The 18,970-nt window shown below is 45.0% G+C and carries 11 protein-coding genes; 5 read left to right on the top strand and 6 right to left on the bottom strand.

From position 1 onward, the window contains the following. Nucleotides 1-10: 10 nt before the first annotated feature. The 3 genes from WAE59_RS10190 to WAE59_RS10200 are packed head-to-tail and all read right to left on the bottom strand — an operon-like array spanning nt 11 to nt 3,826. Entirely contained in the window at nt 11-1,000 is a 990-nt protein-coding gene (locus WAE59_RS10190) for a LuxE/PaaK family acyltransferase (protein ID WP_337855850.1), read from the bottom strand. A gap of 26 nt (nt 1,001-1,026) precedes the next feature. After that, nucleotides 1,027-1,380, bottom strand: coding sequence for a hypothetical protein (locus WAE59_RS10195; protein WP_337855851.1), 354 nt, complete (start codon nt 1,378-1,380; stop codon nt 1,027-1,029). Nucleotides 1,381-1,384: 4 nt separating this feature from the next. Further along, nucleotides 1,385-3,826, bottom strand: coding sequence for a penicillin acylase family protein (locus WAE59_RS10200; protein WP_337855852.1), 2,442 nt, complete (start codon nt 3,824-3,826; stop codon nt 1,385-1,387). A gap of 439 nt (nt 3,827-4,265) precedes the next feature. On the opposite strand from WAE59_RS10200, the gene WAE59_RS10205 reads away from it, so the two are divergent. The 3 genes from WAE59_RS10205 (at nt 4,266) to glgB (ending at nt 11,644) form a co-directional block, all read left to right on the top strand. Beyond that, entirely contained in the window at nt 4,266-7,127 is a 2,862-nt protein-coding gene (locus WAE59_RS10205) for a TonB-dependent receptor (RefSeq protein WP_337855853.1), read from the top strand. A gap of 143 nt (nt 7,128-7,270) precedes the next feature. Beyond that, the gene (locus WAE59_RS10210; RefSeq protein ID WP_337855854.1) at nt 7,271-9,736 is read left to right on the top strand and encodes a glycoside hydrolase family 31 protein; all 2,466 of its coding nucleotides are present in this window, start codon (nt 7,271-7,273) and stop codon (nt 9,734-9,736) included. Continuing rightward, on the top strand, nt 9,737-11,644 hold the full coding sequence (gene glgB / locus WAE59_RS10215) for a 1,4-alpha-glucan branching protein GlgB (protein ID WP_337855855.1): 1,908 nt from the start codon (nt 9,737-9,739) through the stop codon (nt 11,642-11,644). Here the strand turns inward: glgB and WAE59_RS10220 are convergent. The 3 genes from WAE59_RS10220 to WAE59_RS10230 all read right to left on the bottom strand — a co-directional run bounded on the left by WAE59_RS10220 (nt 11,598) and on the right by WAE59_RS10230 (nt 17,428). Continuing rightward, on the bottom strand, nt 11,598-14,297 hold the full coding sequence (locus WAE59_RS10220; protein ID WP_337855856.1) for a CHAT domain-containing protein: 2,700 nt from the start codon (nt 14,295-14,297) through the stop codon (nt 11,598-11,600). The two genes, glgB and WAE59_RS10220, sit on opposite strands and share 47 nt — an antisense overlap. Further along, a complete protein-coding gene (locus WAE59_RS10225; protein WP_337855857.1) occupies nt 14,285-16,333 on the bottom strand; it encodes a DUF7849 domain-containing protein in 2,049 nt (682 codons plus the stop codon). Before WAE59_RS10225 ends, WAE59_RS10220 begins: the two co-directional genes overlap by 13 nt. A gap of 108 nt (nt 16,334-16,441) precedes the next feature. Then, complete coding sequence (locus WAE59_RS10230; RefSeq protein WP_337855858.1) at nt 16,442-17,428, bottom strand: hypothetical protein; 987 nt, start codon at nt 17,426-17,428, stop codon at nt 16,442-16,444. A gap of 156 nt (nt 17,429-17,584) precedes the next feature. Here WAE59_RS10230 and WAE59_RS10235 point away from each other — a divergent pair, with 156 nt between their 5' ends. Together WAE59_RS10235 and WAE59_RS10240 are read left to right on the top strand one after the other, a co-directional pair. After that, the gene (locus WAE59_RS10235) at nt 17,585-18,154 is read left to right on the top strand and encodes an RNA polymerase sigma factor (RefSeq protein ID WP_337855859.1); all 570 of its coding nucleotides are present in this window, start codon (nt 17,585-17,587) and stop codon (nt 18,152-18,154) included. Further along, nucleotides 18,151-18,903, top strand: a complete 753-nt coding sequence (locus WAE59_RS10240; RefSeq protein WP_337855860.1) for a hypothetical protein — start codon at nt 18,151-18,153, stop codon at nt 18,901-18,903. Before WAE59_RS10235 ends, WAE59_RS10240 begins: the two co-directional genes overlap by 4 nt. The last annotated feature ends 67 nt before the right edge of the window (nt 18,904-18,970 follow it).

The following is an 18,970-nucleotide window of genomic DNA, read 5'->3' on the forward strand; positions in this document are numbered from 1 at the left end:
TGCTTTGATTTTAATTGACCAACAAATTGCAACCCCTGATGTCGGCATTATCAAACCTGCCGAGTACTTCAAACGAGCCATCAGGATACAGACGGCCCAAATCCTGAGTGGCAATAAATGAACAGGAATTGATGTTGGCCAGGTCTATGACATTGATGCCTCCGGTCTTTCCATCGGCCACCAGGCTCAGAGGATCATTCGTATCCCTCAACTGGATCTTCATCCAGGGTGGACAGTTAAAAATACCTTCCCCATCAGAATAGCCCTGAGAAAGCAGCTCCGTCATGCCGTATTCGCTATGAATGGCATTTACGCCAAAGCCCGATTTCAGGATGTCATGCAGTTCTTCACGCACCATTTCCTTGCGTTTGCCTTTCATGCCACCCGTTTCCATCACGGTCAGGTTTGGGAATTGGATGCTGTGCTGCTCTACGAAATCAAGCAGGGCGTAGGTCACGCCAATCAATATCGTTTTCTGCCCGGCTCTATTTAACTCTTCTAACTTATTGTATAAATCCTGATGATTGTGCAAATAATATCCGCTGTCGGGATGTTTACTTCCTGCGATCAGGGCATCTACCATGTATATGAGTGAGGAGCCATCCCGCTCCAGATAGGAGGGTAAGAGGGCTAGAAGACAAGTCTCCTCAATATTTCCATAAAAAAGCTCAAAAGCTGCCCGGAAACTTTTCTCATAAATAGAGAGGTCAGTCACCAGATGCCGGCTTTGCGACATACCTGTAGTGCCCGAACTACTAAATACGATTTCAACGGATTGTTCTTTTGGGGAACTGAGCACCTCATGCGATTTGAAAAAGGAAATCGGCAGATAGGGGATATCCTTGCTGGAATTAACAGCCTCAATATCAACGCGGAGATGAGATACATAGTCCCGGTATATTTTACAGTTTTTAACCTGATACCTGAATACCTCCAGACAAGTACGCTCGAACTCTTCTGCTGTCGCAATTGAAAAAATCTGCCCTGATAAATGCTTCACGCTGCAAAAATAAGCAAAGCTTTCAATTATGCGGTAGTGCTTCTCTTAATGAGAACTGCTTTTCTGAAATGATAACCACAATAGCCGCTGATTGCTGCGACGAAAGCGCCGAGCAAAGCACTCAAAACGAGAACGAGTTCCCATATTTTTACACCAAGCATTTCGGCAATGCGGCTGGCAAGTACATTTTGGTTTGGAATGCTTTTTAGCAATGCTACACCAGTCCACAATAGTAGAATTGCAAAGAACGGTGCCCATAAAGAGATTTTTCCGGTTTTTCCGATGATTCCGCAAGTCACGAAACTAATAGGCACAATGATCCACCAGGGTAAGAACAATTGCAATACGGCGGTTGCGGTGAAAATGACAAGGAATACCATGATCTTATTTTTTAGCTATTTTGAGTTTTGTGATTATTTTGGCGGAAGGATCCTCCGGGGACTGCATGAAAAACAGATCGTACAGTTCACCTTTAGCCCAGGTATCGATCATGTTGTCGTAGAATTGGCTGCCCGGATTTCCAGATTGGCCACCCGGAAATACCCCGTGTCCTTTAGGCGTTTTGCCCAGCTCCACCACCATCCTCCAGGAGGGGCCATTACTTTCACTCATGGCATTGATGGTCATTTTTCCTCCGCCTATCATTAAGGTTTTAGAACCCAGTCCCGGTACCTTAGCCAAATGAGGTACATTGCTGTGCTTTACATTTGCCCATTGCCAGGGTTCGCCGATAGGCCCATATTTACGCTCCAGGCTATCGCAGCTGTATTTAAAGGCCTCATTGACCAGGTCATTTAAACTTTCTTTTACAGGTGTCCGGATATTGTCTATCCATTTGGAGTTCGGCTCGTTTAAAATGAGCTGGAGTGTTCTGTCTCTGGAAGGATATCGCATAGAAACTCCCTCAATGGTAAGCTCATCGTCCCAAATGTTGTATTGCAAACGCTTGTTCCAAAGGTCGAATACGCTGGCACCCACTTCTTTTGCATCGTAACGTTTATTCCAGTTATTCAATAAGGATAATGCTTCTTTTTGGGTGGCATTCAGTCCAGAGGGATTTAGCTTGCTGATCAGGGAAGCCAGCACATTCTGGGCATAAATGCTGTAATTGTCGGTTTGCATCAGCCTGATGCTGTCTGCCGTAGCGCCGGTCATTACTGTCAAGCGGTCATTGATGCGTTTTGCCCGCTCATATGGGCTAAATTCCCAATTGATGTAATAAGGATAACTTTGATCCGTGGAGGACTGATTGGCAGAACTCACAAAATTTCTTGGTGGATTTTTGACCGTTGGATTTTGCGCCGCTGGGATCCAGCCTTTCCAGTCGTTTTTAGGGTCGCTGCCATCAAGAACAAATTTTCCCTGATTTTTCCACTTCAAGGGAAACTTACCGTTGGCCGTGATGGCGATATCATTTTCTGCCGAAGCAAATATGAAATTCTGCGCCGGAGCAGTATAGTAGGTCAGTGCTTTACGATAATCTGCATAATTCTTTCCCCTGTTCAGCAGGTAAAAAGTTTTTAGCTCATTGGACTGCTCATGAGCGATCCACCTGAGCGCACTGCCTTCCGGGATATTTTGGACTCTGGAAAATTTCTCCGGTTTTTTCAAGTATACCACTGGCCCATGATGTGTATAGTAAACTGTATCAATTTCTGCTTTTTCACCCCTGATGCCAATCTTCTCGAGCCTGATGCTGGTCTTTTTCCATTGATTGTCGTACCAATAACTACTGTGGCTGCTGTCCTTAAATTTTACCTGGTAAAAATCAAGCACATCAGCTGCGACGTTGGTGACGCCCCATGCAATATTCTGGTTAAAGCCAATGATGATTCCGGGGGCACCAGGCAAGGACACACCATAGGAGTTCAGTCCGGGTGCATGCAACTGGATTTGATACCATATGGATGGCAAGCTAAGGTCAAGATGCGGGTCATTGGCTAAAATTGGGTATCCGGAAGCAGTTTTCGCTCCCGACAATGCCCAGTTGTTGCTCCCTATTCCTTCCTCTTTTTGTTTGGTACGTATGTTATTGGTTGTTGAAGACTGGTCTGAGCCTGAAGGCATTTCAGGTACAGCCAGTGGCGTAAAATCCCATTTAGTCCCGACAGGGATAATAGGGTCCTCTTTAAAAGGATAGTCTGGAAATAAATCCTTCACTACCTCAGTGCCAAACTGTTTTCGGATGTTGCTCATGTAGAACTCATCTGATCCCATGGCAAGTACTGCCGACATTTGTTTCAATAACAAAGCACATTTTATAGGCGTCCAGTCTTCCGGTTTAAAGTCGAGCAATTTATATTCCAGTGGAAGTTTAGCTGGCGATAAAGAACGGATATAGGCATTGATGCCTGCGGTATAGGCCAGGATCATTTCTTTGGAATGGGGATCGGCCATCATGCCTTCCAGCGACTTTTCTGCACCATAAACCATTCCCATCCTTCTTTGGTAGCGGTCCAGTTCGATCGCTTTTTTGCCTACGACTTCCGATAAACGGCCCGCTGCAAATCTGGTTTGGAAATCCATTTGCCAGAGCCGGTGCATGGCTGTTACATAACCTTGTGCGTAGTAAACATCGTGATCATTTTTTGCAAAAACATGTGGGATCATGCGGTCGTCGAACAGAACGTCTACAACTTCATGGGCATCTTTCAGCGCAATTTTTTTTGAAGTTTGTATTGACCGGCTTTCCGCATTTTGCCAAAACCCGGTATAGGGGTTCAGGAATTTCAGCAGTGGCGGCGTATCTCCAAATTTTGTATTCAGGAGATAGGTCAATGCTATTGGGATGAGGATGCAAATGAAAGCTTTGATTTTATTCATCATTATTCAATTAAGGTTTTGCCTATTCCTGGATAATTACAATATTTGGTTTGGATTGCAATTTAACATAAAACTTAAATCAATTGCAATGAAATTTGCATTGCCTGTATAAAGCGCTCTAAACCCCCATATAAGACCGCCATAATCTCCCTATACTGACACTATTGGTAACAAGGAGCTAACAGGGGAATAACAGGGGGATAACAGGGACTTCACAGGGGCAATTTCCTGGTAACAGGCCTGTGAAATCCATGCAAAATTCCGGGTGAAATTCAATCACCACAGCAGGCTTCATAAATGATGTATGAGCAGTGTCCTTACCTGACTGCTGCGAGAGATCGATGAAGAAATTAATAGTTGAAACGGAACATTAAATACAATTTGTGAAATTAAAAATTTGTATTAGATTAGAATAAAATTAACCAATTATAAAACTTCACGTATGAGCAAAACTTTTACCAAAGCAATCTTCACACTTTTACTATTGTTTGCTACCGCAGTTGGCGCACAATCTCAAAGTGTAACCATTAGCGGGCTTGTCACAGATAAGACCACTAAAGAGCCAATACCAGGTGTTGGGATTACTGTCAAGGGGAAAACTTCAGGTACTGCCACGAATGACAATGGTAAATTTGTTTTTACTACTAACCTAAAAGCACCTTTCACAATTGTAGTCTCTTTTATCGGATATACCTCTATTGAAAAAGAAATCACGGGAAATGCAGCCAATTTGAATTTTGAATTGGAGTCTGGTACCGTACTAGGACAAGAGGTGGTCGTTTCTGCATCGAGAACGCCTGAGCGGATTCTTGAATCGCCCGTCTCTATTGAAAGAATGGGTGCCGCAGCCCTAAGGGAAATTTCTGCACCTTCCTTTTATGACGCGTTGAATAATTTAAAGGGAGTAGAGACGAGTGCACAGAGTTTGACTTTCAAGTCAATCAATACACGTGGATTTAACTCCAATGGAAATACCAGGTTTAATCAGTTTGTAGACGGAATGGATAACCAGGCTCCGGGACTTAATTTCTCTGTGGGCAATATCATAGGACTTTCAGATTTAGATGTGGAAAACGTAGAGTTATTACCGGGTGCATCATCGGCACTCTACGGGGCGGGTGGTATCAACGGTACCATGCTCATGACTTCTAAAAATCCATTTGATTATCAGGGTGCGAGTTTTCAGTTCAAGACAGGTGTAAATCACTTGAATGACAACAATACAGGGAACCAGCAGTACAATCAATTAGATGTTCGAATGGCAAAAGCCTGGAACAACAGATGGGCTGTAAAAGGAACTTTCTCTTTTCTGCAGGCAAAGGATTGGCAGGCTGATAATTATGATAACTTTGACAGAGCAGCCCGTACCTTCAAATCTGGAAATAGAACTACAGATCCGGCATATGACGGCGTGAATGTTTATGGAGATGAGGGTGCTCAAAATATGCGCAACGTAGCTCAGGCTGTCCTGAGCGCCGGCCAGCAACAATACATCACAAACTACGGTCTTGCAACTGGTGGCTTGGTTCCATCTGCTACGCAAATAGCGACGTTCCTAAGTACCAACGCACAGACCAGACCTTTTTATTTGGGTGTGGTTGCAAACCCCGCTTTATTGCCTAGTCAGGATGTTTCCAGAACTGGTTATGAAGAAAGGTCTTTAGTTGATTATAATACGGAATCTCTGAAAGCATCAGGATCTTTGCATTACAAAATTACGTCCACAATCCAAGCCATTGCGCAGTTGAACTGGGGGATGGGTACATCAGTGTATACTGGATCCGACAGATATTCATTGCGTAACTTCAGGATCGGTCAATACAAATTGGAATTGAAAGGTGAAGACTTTTTTGTTCGTGGATACACTACACAGGAAAGATCTGGCGATTCATATATTTCTTCTATCCTGGGTAATTTCATGAACGAAGCTTCCAAGAAATCTCAGGACTGGTATCCTCAATATGTGGGCAACTATATTGGTGCCAGGGCATCCAATCCTGCAGTGACCGATGCGCAAGCTCATGCAGCGGCCAGAGCTGCTGCCGATCAGGGAAGACTGATCCCGGGTACTCCGCAATTTGATGCAATGAAATATCGGATTATGAATACGACTATTGTCGCTACAGATATTCCTAATAATGTTTTTGGAGCTAAATTCAACGACAAGACCAATTTATACCACTACGAGGGTATGTATAACCTGTCGAATGTGCTCAATAACATAGTAGAATTTCAAGTTGGGGGTTCTTACCGCATGTACCAATTGAGGTCCGGAGGAACCATTTTCGATGATTTGAATACTAAATTAGATATTAATGAATATGGTGCGTTTGGCCAGTTGGCGAAAAAATTGTTTGCCGATAAATTTAAACTATCTGTTTCAGGACGTTATGATAAGAGTACCAATTTTGATGGCAGGTTTACGCCAAGGATATCTGGAGTGTTGACGGTAGCGCCAAACAACAACCTGCGGGTTTCTTATCAAACTGGTTATCGTAACCCTACAACCCAAAATCAATACATCGACCTATCTGTTGCGGGTGGTGTGCAGCGCCTGATTGGTGGTCTGCCATCTATGTTGAATAAATACGGATTGTTGACTAATAAAAAAGCGTTTACTGATGTCAGCTATCGCGCTTTCCTTGCTTCCGCCGCAACGGGCACACCTAATCCTGCTTTATTGCAGACGTATGAATTTGATGCGAGAGGTGTACGTCCTGAAAGCGTAAAAGCTTACGAGGTCGGCTATAAAGGTTTATTAGGAACAAGATTCCTGATCGATGCTTATGCTTATTACAATACCTATAAAAATTTCATTACTTCAGTAGAGGTTTATCAGCAAAACGGAACAAGTTTTTCTAAATTTGGTGTTCCTATAAATGCTCAGGGTGAAGTAGATACTTATGGTGGCGCTTTAGGTATAGACTACTTGCTCGGTAGCTACAACTTAAGTGGAAACGTATCTTACAACAAGATCGGTGACCTTCCGGCAAATTACATCAATGATTTCAATACTCCGGAGATCCGTTACAATCTGGGACTGGGTAACAAAGAGGTTATCAAAAATGTAGGCTTCAATGTCAACTACCGCTGGCAGGATGAGTTTTACTGGAATTCTTCTTTCGCTTCCGGTACGGTTCCATCATTTAGCACTGTCGATGCACAAGTTAACTTAAAAGTTCCTTCAGTGAAATCGATGATCAAAATTGGGGGCTCCAATATCCTCAATAAATACTACTTTACTTCCTATGGAAATCCGGCTGTAGGCGCTTTGTATTACATAGGCTTTACCTATAACCCTTAAAATTAGTACTTAAAAAATCTTTATAATTCTTAAAAAGGCCCTGATCTCCATGTCAGGGCCTTTTTTTGTGCAGTGATTATCTCATAATAATCCTTTGGTTTTAATGGAAATTTTAACACTTTTAGGTACTAAAGCGATTTTTCATGGAAGAGACAAACGAAAAGGGAAAAGAATTAATAGAAAATATAAATGCGGCCGAAACAGAGGAAATTATTCAACACCTGAATAACCCTGTCACCGACCTGAAGCCTATTGTAAAGAAATACCTTGGCGAGGTAAAAGCAGTGGTTACCGAAGGGAACAGGTTCTTTTTCGGCGATGGCAGTGCAAGGGTAGAAGTACGTGTAGTGAGCGACGAGATCATCAGGGTTCGTCTCGCACCACATGGTGTGTTCCTCGACGATTTCTCCTATGCTGTTCCTGTGGTAGATCAGAAAGTCACTACCTTTAAAATGGAAGAGCTGGATGAATATTACGCTATCGCCACGAATACAGTCACATGTAAGATCCGCAAAGCCGATTTCCTGGTCTCTTTTACTGAAAATCAGACGCAGATGGTCATGAGCGAAGACGCTTTCCCTATGCACTGGGAAGAGAATGTGGAGTTTGGCGGTTACTACGTCTACGCAACCAAGAAATGTCAACCGGAAGAAAATTTCTTCGGACTTGGCGATAAATCCGGAAATATGAACCTGCGGGGGCGCCATTTCCAGAACTGGAACACCGACGCCTATTCTTTTGGCTGGGACCAGGATCCGCTTTACCGTACCATTCCTTTCTATACCGCAGTGCACGATAAAGCTGCTTACGGTATTTTTTTCGACAATACTTTCCGTTCTTATTTCGATTTTGGAAGGGAAGACAATAGCAAGACCAGCTTTTGGGCAGATGGTGGTGAACTGCAATATTATTACATTCACGGTCCGCATCTAATGGATGTGGTCAAAAGATACCAAAGCCTGACCGGCACACACCCCATGCCTCCGAAATGGGCCTTGGGTTATCACCAGTGCCGCTGGAGTTATTACCCTGAGAAAAAGGTGAAAGAAATTGCCGATGGATTCCGCTCCAGAAATATTCCTTGTGATGCGATCTATCTGGACATCGATTATATGGATGGTTACCGTTGCTTTACCTGGAATAAAAGTCATTTTCCTGATCCAAAAAGAATGATCAAGGAACTGGCCAATGATGGTTTCAAAACCGTCGTGATGATCGATCCCGGAATTAAAGTTGACGACAACTATTGGGTATTCAAGGAAGGTAAAGAGAACAATTTCTTCTGTCGCCGTAGCGATGATTACTTTATGGAAGGTCACGTTTGGCCTGGCCGTTGCCAGTTTCCTGACTTTACTAATCCTGCAGTAAGGGATTGGTGGGGTGGTCTGTATAAAGAACTGGTAGATATCGGTGTTGCCGGAGTTTGGAACGACATGAATGAGCCTGCCGTGTTTGGATCAGGTACTTTTCCGAATGACGTAAGGCACAATTACGATGGCTACCGCGGTTCGCACCGTAAGGCGCACAACGTCTACGGAATGCAAATGGTACGTTCTACTTACGATGGACTGAAAAAACTGATGCGCAATAAACGTCCGTTTACCATTACCCGCGCGGGTTACTCTGGTATGCAGCGTTATGGATGTGTATGGACTGGGGATAATGTGGCTACCTGGGAGCACCTTAAAATTGGTAATATCCAGTGTCAGCGGATGTCTATTTCCGGAGTGCCTTTCTGCGGAACGGATATCGGAGGTTTCAGCGGAGAGCCTGATCCGGAATTGTTTACACGCTGGATCCAGTTGGGTACTTTTTCTCCCTTCATGCGCGCGCACTCTGCCGGTGATACCGCAGAAAGAGAGCCATGGAGCTTTGGAGAACCCTATACCAGCATCAACAGGACTTATATAGAACTGAGGTACCGTTTGATGCCTTACCTTTATTCCGTATTCTGGGAACATCACCGTTATGGATTCCCGATCCTGAGGCCTTTAGTGATGCTGGAACAGGAAAACCCAAGCACCAGCTTCCGTCAGGATGAGTTTACTTTTGGCGACAAGATCCTGGTTTGTCCGGTCTTAGAGCAGGGAGCCTCTTCACGTGTGGTCTACCTGCCTAAAGGCAAGTGGTATAATTTCTGGACGCATGAGGTTCTTGGAGGGGAGAGTGAGCATACGATCGCTACGCCTCTGGATCACATGCCGCTGTTCGTCAGGGCAGGATCTGTGATCCCGGAATATCCGGTGATGCAGTATGTTGGCGAAAAGAACATCGAAGAAGTGCTGTTGAATGTGTACTTTGCCGACTATGAAGTCAATTCATTCCTGTACGAAGATCATGGAGATACTTTTGCCTACGAGCAGGACATCTATTCGGAGAAGAAGTTCATGGTAAAAGGAACAGCTTCCTCGCTGTCAATTGAGCAAACCAGAGATGGCTTATATACCCCGAATTATGAACTTTACAACTATAATGTGGTCGGATTGCCATTTGGTGTAAACAAAATCACGGTCGACGACGTTGATGTTACAGATTATACACTCGATGAACGCAACTGTTTGCGTTTCAAATCAAATAAAAATTTCACAACAATAAAAATATACAACTAAATGGGGGTGCTTGCCTATAGCTTATTCAGCGACTTTGACATTTCATTATTCATTTCAGGCAAGCACTTTCGGTTGTACGAAAAATTTGGGGCACACCTCATTGAGGTAGCCGGAACGAAAGGTACTTATTTTGCTGTCTGGGCACCCAATGCGCAGGCAGTCCATGTGATTGGCAACTTCAACCATTGGAGTAAAACAGCGCATCCGCTCAATCGGAGGCTGGATTCGTCCGGTATCTGGGAAGGCTTTATTCCCGGTGTTGCAAAAGGGGAGGTCTATAAGTATGCAATCCTTGGCTTCGAAGGACAACTCGTTGAAAAAGGGGATCCCTATGCAATCAAGTGGGAACATCCACCAAAAACTGCTTCTGTCGTCTGGGAAAACGATTACCAGTGGAGCGATAAATCCTGGATGAAAAAGCGCGTAAAGATCAATGCACTCAATAAACCCATGTCGGTCTATGAACTGCATTTGGGCTCCTGGCAGCGTGATCCCAGCGAGCCTAAACGGGTATTGACTTACAAGGAAATCGCAGCAAGCCTCGTACCTTATGTGATTGATATGGGCTTTACCCATGTGGAGCTGATGCCCATCATGGAATATCCTTTTTATCCATCCTGGGGATACCAGATCACGGGTTATTTTGCAGCCAGCAGCAGGCATGGTACACCGCAGGAACTGATGTACCTGATTGAAGAACTGCACAAACACGATATTGCTGTGATCCTGGATTGGGTACCTTCACATTTTCCCGGAGACCAGCATGGTCTGTATCACTTCGATGGTACGCATTTGTATGAGCACGCCGATATGCGCAAGGGGTTTCATCCCGACTGGAAATCCTATATTTTCAATTACGACAGGAACGAGGTACGCTCTTTCCTGATCAGCAATGCGATGTACTGGCTCGATCAGTTTCATGCAGATGGCTTACGTGTGGATGCTGTGGCTTCTATGCTGTATTACGATTTCTCCAGAAAAGCTGAAGACGCCGCGACCAACGAGCACGGTGGCAGGGAAAATCTGGGAGCCATTGCTTTCCTGAAAGATATGAATGAGGCGATCTATGGAAGCTTCGAAGGCGTTCAGACCATTGCCGAAGAGAGCAGTACCTACCCTGGCGTAACGCATCCCGTGTATGCTGGTGGACTGGGTTTTGGAATGAAGTGGATGATGGGCTGGATGAACGATACACTCAAGTATTTCAAGAACGACCCGATCAATAGAAAACACCACCACCATCAGCTGACCTTTGCCATTACCTATGCTTTCAGCGAGAACTTCATGCTGCCTTTTTCACATGATGAAGTGGTACATGGAAAGTCGTCCATGATCTATAAAATGCCTGGCGATGAATGGCAGAAGTTCGCCAATCTCCGGTTATTGTACGCATACATGTTTACTCAGCCTGGCACCAAACTGCTGTTTATGGGTAATGAGTTTGCTCAGACTCATGAATGGGACTTTAAAAATTCACTGGACTGGCATTTGCTTCAACATCCGCCACACCTGGGAATGCAGAAAACGGTAAGGGCCATCAATAAGCTGTACCGGTCGGAGCCTGCACTATACGAGTATAGTTTTTCTCATGAAGGATTTGAATGGATCAATGCAGATGATGCCGACCATTCCGTTTACATTTACATCCGCAAAGGTAAGAAGGCAAAGGATACGCTCATTGTCATCTTAAACCTTACCCCCGTGTACCGTGAAAATTACCGGGTCGGACTGCCTTTCAAAGCCAAATGGAAAGAGATCTTCAATACGGATGAGGAGGAGTTTTTTGGTAGTGGTAAACTGAATACCGGTACTTTACTACCTGAGCAGGAAAACTGCCACGGCCGGGAATTCTCTATCGAAATCAACGTACCGCCCTTGGCCGCCATCGTTTTAAAGCAAGGAAAATAGCGAGCAGGACCAGGATCACGATTCCTGAGGGAATGATCCAGTCTTGCCAAAGTATCGCAGCTTTAAGGGCTATGCGTTGGTCGTGGCCCATATAGATCAGTGCGTCCCAGTAGTAGGGCAGGTATTCCTGTTCTGCATTCCGTCCGCCTGAGAGCCAGCTCAGTTTCGAATGGTGTAAAGCCTCGCTGACGCTTTGGCCTTTAATGAGGTTTTTATAACTCTCTGAAGTGATGGTAGCTGCGGCTTGATCATTCACATTCCAAAGTCCCGCAATGGTCCCTTTCGTGCCAATCGCCGCAAATCCCCTGCTCAGGCTAATGATTCCTTCACCTTCTGCCATCATACCGTCTGCCGTTCTACAGGCACTGAGTACCACGAGATCAGGAGCAGATTTTCTGGCAGAGAGTTCGAAAAGAAATACGGGTTTATCTTCGAAAGCTAATGTCGGTTCCTGCTGTATGCCGGAAAGATAGGAATGGGTGCTGATGTGAAGCACAGAAGATTGTTCGAAGGACTGAAAAAATTGCTCCGCTGTTGCCTTTGCATCCATGAGGAAATCTCCGGATATGAGGTTTTTCAATGCCGCTGCCTCTTTTGCCACTGCTGGGATAGACTGCTTGCCCTTATGTTGATGGGTGATGAACAGACCCGAAAAACCTTGAGCTGAAGGATCATTCTGATCGGATTGCTGCAGCAGGGTCCGGATAGAAAAAGCATAAGCAATGCTTGCTTTTTTAATCAGGAAAGGCCATCCTGAGATTGCCGCAGTATACCGATTATTGGTTACTAAGCCATCAAAGGAAAGATAGCCCAGCACCTCATCTGGAATGATGATCAAACGGTCGTTTTTCCGGATGTGGAAGGAACCCAGAAGCAACTCATATAAATTATAAGATGACTTGAAATAGGCTTTGGGATTATTGGTCATGGCCGCCGGACCATGCTGATAGTAGCGGTTTACAAAATCGCTGATTCCCTGCCGGATCAGGCTGGCATTGCGAACACGCCTGATGTGTTTTACCCCTTGTCTGGAGAGCTCAATGGCATATAAATCGTCGCTGCCTATGAAAAATTCGATAAGCTGCTGTCCAGCCGGCAGCTTTCTAAACAGTTCTGCAACACCCTCCTCATTCAGTGTGGATGCCTTCATCGCAGGATATTTATCGCGCAGCTTTTTCTCTACAGCCTCTAGTTTGAACTGCAGTTCTGCATTGTGTTTGGTCAGGGAGCTGATCTCTTCTGGTTCCCGCAGCAATTGACTCTCGTTATAGGCTATGGCCCGTTCCAGGCTTTGCTTTACGGAAAATAAGGTGTCTTTGGTTTGGAGGGTCAGTTGCTGCTGGTTCCTGCGGATGTCGTCCAGCAGGCTGCGGGCCTTAGCTTTTTCGATGATGTCGGTGATGATTTCTGCGTATTGCTGTTTACTGCTTCTTTGTAAGAGATCAAAAGCAATGGCAATGGCTTTCTCAGCCATATTTCTGCTCTCTGCCTGAAAGCGTTGCCGGGTTTTTACATCGGCCAGTTCCAGACGGATTTGGTCGGCCGCAAACAGTGAAAGCCTGATGTTTTCCAATGCCTGCTCCTCTTTTCCTAAATCCAGGCTGGCCAGGGCTTTTTGGTAAAAAACATCTACCAGGCGGTTGTCCCCGTAAATCTTGTTTCTGTTCAACAATAGCTTCTCGTCAAGAACACCCAATGTATTTAGGGTATTGTTAAAATGGCCGATCGCCTCTGCGGCAAAGCCTTGTTTGAGGCGTATCTTGCCGATTTGTGTGAGGATGTAGGCCTGCTCCCTCAGTCTGTTGCCTTTGTAATATTGCTCATTGATCTGGACTGCCAGTATGTAGTAGTTTTGTGCTTGTTGGTATTGCCCTTTCGCAAATTGTACATCTCCGGCAGTGATATAGCTGCTGAGCAGCCAATAGGCAGTTTGCAGGTCCTGTGCCAGTTTCCTTTGAACCAGGATATTTTTACCGATCACTTCTTCCGCTGCTTTCAACTGGCCAAGGTCTTTGTAGATATCGGCCTGTGTATTGCCAAGCAGGATTTTCAAATGGGCATCTTGCCCTGCTTGTGCAAAGCCCAATTGAATACATTCCATGGCTTTTTTCTGATTGCCAAGGGAACGGTAGGAGATGGCCATATTGTTATAGGTAGAGGCTGCCAGCAGCCGGTCTTTTTCCCTGACAGAGAAGTCGAGTATTTTTTGCTGAATGAATAATGCCCGCTCATAGTCGCCAAGTCGCGTATAGTCATTTGCCCATGGCTTCAGGACATAGTCGGTAATGTCGATGTTCAGGTTGTGCTCCGACCAAAAGTTATAGGCCTGTTCATAGCTGTTGATGGAGGCCAGCACATTCCCTGAGAACAATTGGTTGTAGCCCTGATTGCTGAGCAGCATCAACCATGCTTCCTTCTCATCAGTAGCGCTGGCTTTGCGCCAGGCCTCTTTTTCTGAGTTCATCAGGAAAGTCAGGTATTTTCTCCGGTTAAGGTTACTGTAGTCGATCCTGGTATAGATCCAGTCACTGAGCTTGTCTTCTTTTTTCAGGGAGTCAAGCTGGTGCCGGAGTTGCGGATCGGCTATTTCGGGTGTTTGTACCAGGCTAAACACCCATAAGGAAATCCACAGAAATCGGCTTAGAATTTCCACGTGAGGTAAGTGATCAATCGGTTGTCGGCACTTTGCAGGGTAAACAGGTAGCGGAAGCCTATGGAAGGACCAACCCTGACTTTACCCAGTTGCACATCTGCAAAAAGGGTATTTTGGAAATCGCTGAAACTGCTTTTGATTTTATCGTAGGAAGTACTTACGCTGGTTGTGCCGCCCGATTGCAGCAATTCCAACAGGCCAGTTCTGGAAGGCAGCACTTGCTTATCCAGGTTCAGGGACACCAATGTCCCCAGTCCTGCGCCAATAAACTTATTGAAGTTTCTCCGGATCTGTAAAGGTACCAGGTTTAAGGTGATGATTTTAGTTTTGTTTAAGCTGTCGATATAACTGATTCTTGCCTCCTGTTTTCTGCCGTCGGCACCCGCATAGGAAATGATGGTCCCATCTCCGGGTGTCCGTTTCACGAGATAGGACTTCTCAGCGAAAGTACTCGCATAAAGTTCTACCTGCCAGTAGTAGCGCTGCGGCGCATAAGGAGCCAGACTAAGACCAAAAGTATGGTTCTTTTGTCCGGAGAAGGGCGTGTTCCCGCTTTCGAAGGGAAATCCGTAGCCCGCAATGATGCCAGGTGAAAGCCCCATCTTATATTTGCCAGTTGCGCGGTTGGTGTAGATCGGTTCGTTCTTGTCGAACACAATTGCCGCACCGCTTTTGAAGGGCAGCTTTTTAGGTTTTTCCTTGAAGCCAATGCTGTATTCCACATAGCCCATGGTAGAATCGGCATCCTTTACACCTTTCTGTTTCATGCCCGGCAGGTAAATGTTTTTAAATACAAAATGTACACTGTCTGCAGTATGTACCGTATCCATAGCACTCTGATTGGCATAGGCTGAATCGGCCATGATCAGTTTGGGCTTGGAGTCCAGGATGCGGATCGAGCTGGCATCCAGTGCTCCTGGAATTACTACACCTACATCTACCTTTTTTGCAGGGCCTTTACCGGTATTCTGAAAGCGTACCCTATAAGTAAGCTGTTTTTTCTTGCCCACAAAGCGGAAGTTCATGCGGCTGTTTTTCAGCATCATTTTATTGGGATCGTGGGAGGCTACGATCTGCAGTTCCATCGTGAAAAACTCAGTACTGGCCAGGGGGTTGTCCGGCACAAACATACCTGTCAGTTTTAGTACAGCATTGGTATCCTTGAGCATATCGGGTGTAGTCCTGAACTGCAGAAACAAAAACCTTTCCTCGCCGGCCTTTAGATTTTCAAATTTCCAGCTTTCGGAGCTCTTAAAAGCCTCCATTTTTTCTTTGATCAGCGCAGTACCTTGCTCATCGAACACAAACTGATGGTTTTTTGGCAATTGAGGCCCTGCAAGACTGGCATAAAATGAGGCCTCTTCGTTTACTGTTTTGAAGGCGGCGAAGTTGGCCTGTTTTTCCAGTACGGTCTTTTTCTCCCCATGGTAAGGCCGGGTTTCTATCAGCTCGAAATTGTCCTTGCTGAATTCCTTGTCATTGTATAAAACGGAAAGCGTTCCGTTGAGTCTGTCAATGCCGTTCTCCCGTTTGTTTTTATAACCCAATACCAGCATCATGTCTTCGCCTGGCTTAGGCATGCAATTCGTTTTCAGTTCGATGGATCCTGCGGATTTAAAGAAAGCCGGCTCAGTTGTATTCACAGCAGCCAGCACTGGTCTGCTACTTCCCGGCTTTAAAGGTTTCGGACGGGAGGGAGGTGGTTTTCCATCGTCATAGCTGTTCGTGGCAAATAGTCTAACATTGTAGAGCAGGTCATCCGGATAAATGTGCTCAGGTGCTTCTTCAAAGGAAAATTTTCCATCTCCAAATTCCCAGAAGTAAGTATAGAAGGGTTCAAGAGCCCCGGCGATCTGGCGCAGCGGGCGAAGAACCGAACTGAATTTCACAATGCCGTTTTCAGTTCTGTGGTTGATGAGAGCAGGCACAGTATCAGCAGGCAGTACCACTGCCGGACCAGCCTTGGGCTTCAACGGCTTTTGTGCTGCTGCACTCAGCGTAAACAAACAACAAATTGTAAAAAGAAAGCCTTTCATCCTATAAGTAATATTAGTAAAAATTTCTGTAAAACTAAAAAAGGATAAAGTCCCGGTTACAGGACTTTATCTCAGTTTTCGTTTTTATAAGCAGATGGTAAGAACGGATTAGTAGTTATCGAGGCTGCTGATCGCTGCTTGTACGGCGGCTTCAGTAGTTTCAGTTAAAGTCAGGTTGATGGTTTGGTTAGCAGTCAGGGTAGTCTCTACTGCTGCGTAATAGTATTTGCCATCTTTGATAGAGAAAGAGAACATGCGGCCTTCCGATCCAATTGGCATGCTATTGTCATAGCTTTTCACTTTGTTTGCACCGTCAGGAGTATACAATTGTGCTACTACGTTGGCACCTTTTGCACAGAAGTATACAAAAGTTTCGCCGCTATAAGCGTGGAAGCTGGCCATGCTGCCTGGGTTATTCAATACTTCTACCCTGATGGTAGTTTTTGGATTGGCGTTGTTGTAAAAGGTATCACAGTTTACCCAGCCCAGGTTTCCAAAATCAAAGGTAAATGCAGCTTGTGAAGCACCTACTTCTTTCATACCTACACCATTGGCATTCCTCGGAGCAGCCCAGGCCATTTGTGCTGCGGCACCAGCTACCAGTGGTTGGTTGTTTTGGTCTACGCCCAACCAGAGTTGAGTGGCTCCATCTCTTTTGGCAGGAATGGCTATTTTAATCGGAACGGCCAGGTTCTGGTCTACACTAACACCGTTGGCTTTCACATCCACAAAGATGAAACCGTCGGATACCAAAGGTGCGCCTGAAGAATGGTTGGTATTGGAACCGGTCAGGATCACCGCACTTCTTTTCAGTACTTCATATACTTCTACGGTTACTGTTCCTGTTACTGCTACACCACCTTTGGTCAGGGAGCCGACAGGGAAGGTGATTTTTGTACCATCTAAAAAGCTTACTGTTTGTGGCAATGCCGATGCATTGATTTCTTTACGTTGTTTTTGTGCACCGAATTTAGCAGTGAACTCGCTGGCGCTATTGACCGTATTGGTTTTGATGTCGCTGTTTTCTTTTTTACAAGCTACGCCAAGCGCGATTAAGAAGATGAATAATGCTGAGGTTAAGTTTAAAGTTTTCATGATGTTTCGTTTTTAAATTTGCTTACTCTTTTCAGGCTTTTCAGCGTCCGCCATTTATGTGATTCGTAATGATATCAGCACCGCCCAACTTTTGTTACCCCCTGTTTCGAAAAATATTTTAATTTAGTGGCGGTATCCTATATATACCCCACGCCAATGGCCAAAAACATACATTCAGATCAACGCTTAATTACCGGACTGGTACAAAATGACAGCGCGATCATCAACGAGATCTATAAGCGCTGTGCAGGAAAAATTAAATCCTGGATCCTGTTCAACAATGGGACTGAAGATGATGCTGCAGATATTTTTCAGGAGGCCCTGATGGATGTCTATAAACAGGGTAAGTATAAAGGTCTGGAACTGACCTGCCCCTTCGAACCCTATATCTTATTGGTTTGTAAGCGAAAATGGCTCAATGAAATCAAGAAAAAATCAATTCTGCCGGTAACAAATAACGAGGAGGATTTATTACATATCGGAGAAGATACATTTGCAAACGCAGACTATCTGGAAAATCAGGAAGCACAGTCGAAGCTGTTTTTCAGTGCATTTGAAAAATTAGGTGAACGCTGCCGCGAAATCATATCATGGAGCATGAAGGGTGAGGCACAGGAAAAAGTAGCCGAAACTCTAGGTGTGACCTATGGTTACCTGAGGAAAAAGAAGTCGGAATGCATGGCAACTCTGGTAAAATTGGTTCAATCTACTAAAACGGAAGAATGATGAATGAGGAGAAATTATTAGCTGTTGCACGTTACCTAGAGGGCGACATGGAGCAGGAGGAAAAGCAAGGATTCGAAGCACAGCTTCAGACAGATATAGAACTGCAGCAAATCCTGAGGGAGTATGAAGACATTCATCAGACCTTAAAAATGCAGTTGGCACCCGATGCACAGGATCAGCAGGTGCAGCAAACACTTCAGCAGTTCAACCGGGAGTACTTTAAAGCAGAGGTACTACCGCAAAAGACAGAGCTGAAGGTCTTTTCTATGAAACCTTACCTGAAATGGATCAGCGTTGCTGCGGTATTGATCATCGGTTTGCTGGTATGGGCACCATGGTCGGCGAATTTGTACGAGCAGTATGCGATCAGCCGACAAATGTCGGTGGCGGAGCGCGGTATCGGTCAGGAAGAGCCATTGGGACAGGCCGCAACTTTGTTCAATAAGAAAGACTATGCCGCTGCACGTAAGATTTTGCAAAGGCAGTATATGGAGAACCCCAACAATCCATTGTTGTCCTATTATTTTTCCATCACGCTGATAGAGACCGGACAGGAATACGAAGCGAGAACTGTGCTGATGAAACTTCATGAGGGTGAATCTGTTTTTAAATATGATGCGGCCTATTATGTTGCACTGAGTTTCTTAAAAGAAGATAAGAATAATGATGCGCTGATCTGGCTGCATAAAATCCCTGAAGGAACGGCCAATTACAACAAAGCACAGGAGTTGATCGACCGTTTGAACTGAAATGCTGCAGAATAATCAGTCAAACCTGTTCTCTGCTAGATGACTGGGCCTACGCAGCAGTACTTTA

Origin of the sequence: Pedobacter sp. GR22-6, assembly GCF_037402555.1 — a bacterium.
GTDB lineage: Bacteria > Bacteroidota > Bacteroidia > Sphingobacteriales > Sphingobacteriaceae > Pedobacter.

Excerpts from the sequence above, each read along its gene's own strand:
- WAE59_RS10195 (WP_337855851.1), bottom strand. The coding sequence starts at position 1,380 with ATGGTATTCCTTGTCATTTTCACCGCAACCGCCGTATTGCAATTGTTC.
- WAE59_RS10200 (WP_337855852.1), bottom strand. The coding sequence starts at position 3,826 with ATGATGAATAAAATCAAAGCTTTCATTTGCATCCTCATCCCAATAGCA.
- WAE59_RS10205 (WP_337855853.1), top strand. The coding sequence starts at position 4,266 with ATGAGCAAAACTTTTACCAAAGCAATCTTCACACTTTTACTATTGTTT.
- WAE59_RS10210 (WP_337855854.1), top strand. The coding sequence starts at position 7,271 with ATGGAAGAGACAAACGAAAAGGGAAAAGAATTAATAGAAAATATAAAT.
- glgB (WP_337855855.1), top strand. The coding sequence starts at position 9,737 with ATGGGGGTGCTTGCCTATAGCTTATTCAGCGACTTTGACATTTCATTA.
- WAE59_RS10225 (WP_337855857.1), bottom strand. The coding sequence starts at position 16,333 with ATGAAAGGCTTTCTTTTTACAATTTGTTGTTTGTTTACGCTGAGTGCA.
- WAE59_RS10230 (WP_337855858.1), bottom strand. The coding sequence starts at position 17,428 with ATGAAAACTTTAAACTTAACCTCAGCATTATTCATCTTCTTAATCGCG.
- WAE59_RS10235 (WP_337855859.1), top strand. The coding sequence starts at position 17,585 with ATGGCCAAAAACATACATTCAGATCAACGCTTAATTACCGGACTGGTA.
- WAE59_RS10240 (WP_337855860.1), top strand. The coding sequence starts at position 18,151 with ATGATGAATGAGGAGAAATTATTAGCTGTTGCACGTTACCTAGAGGGC.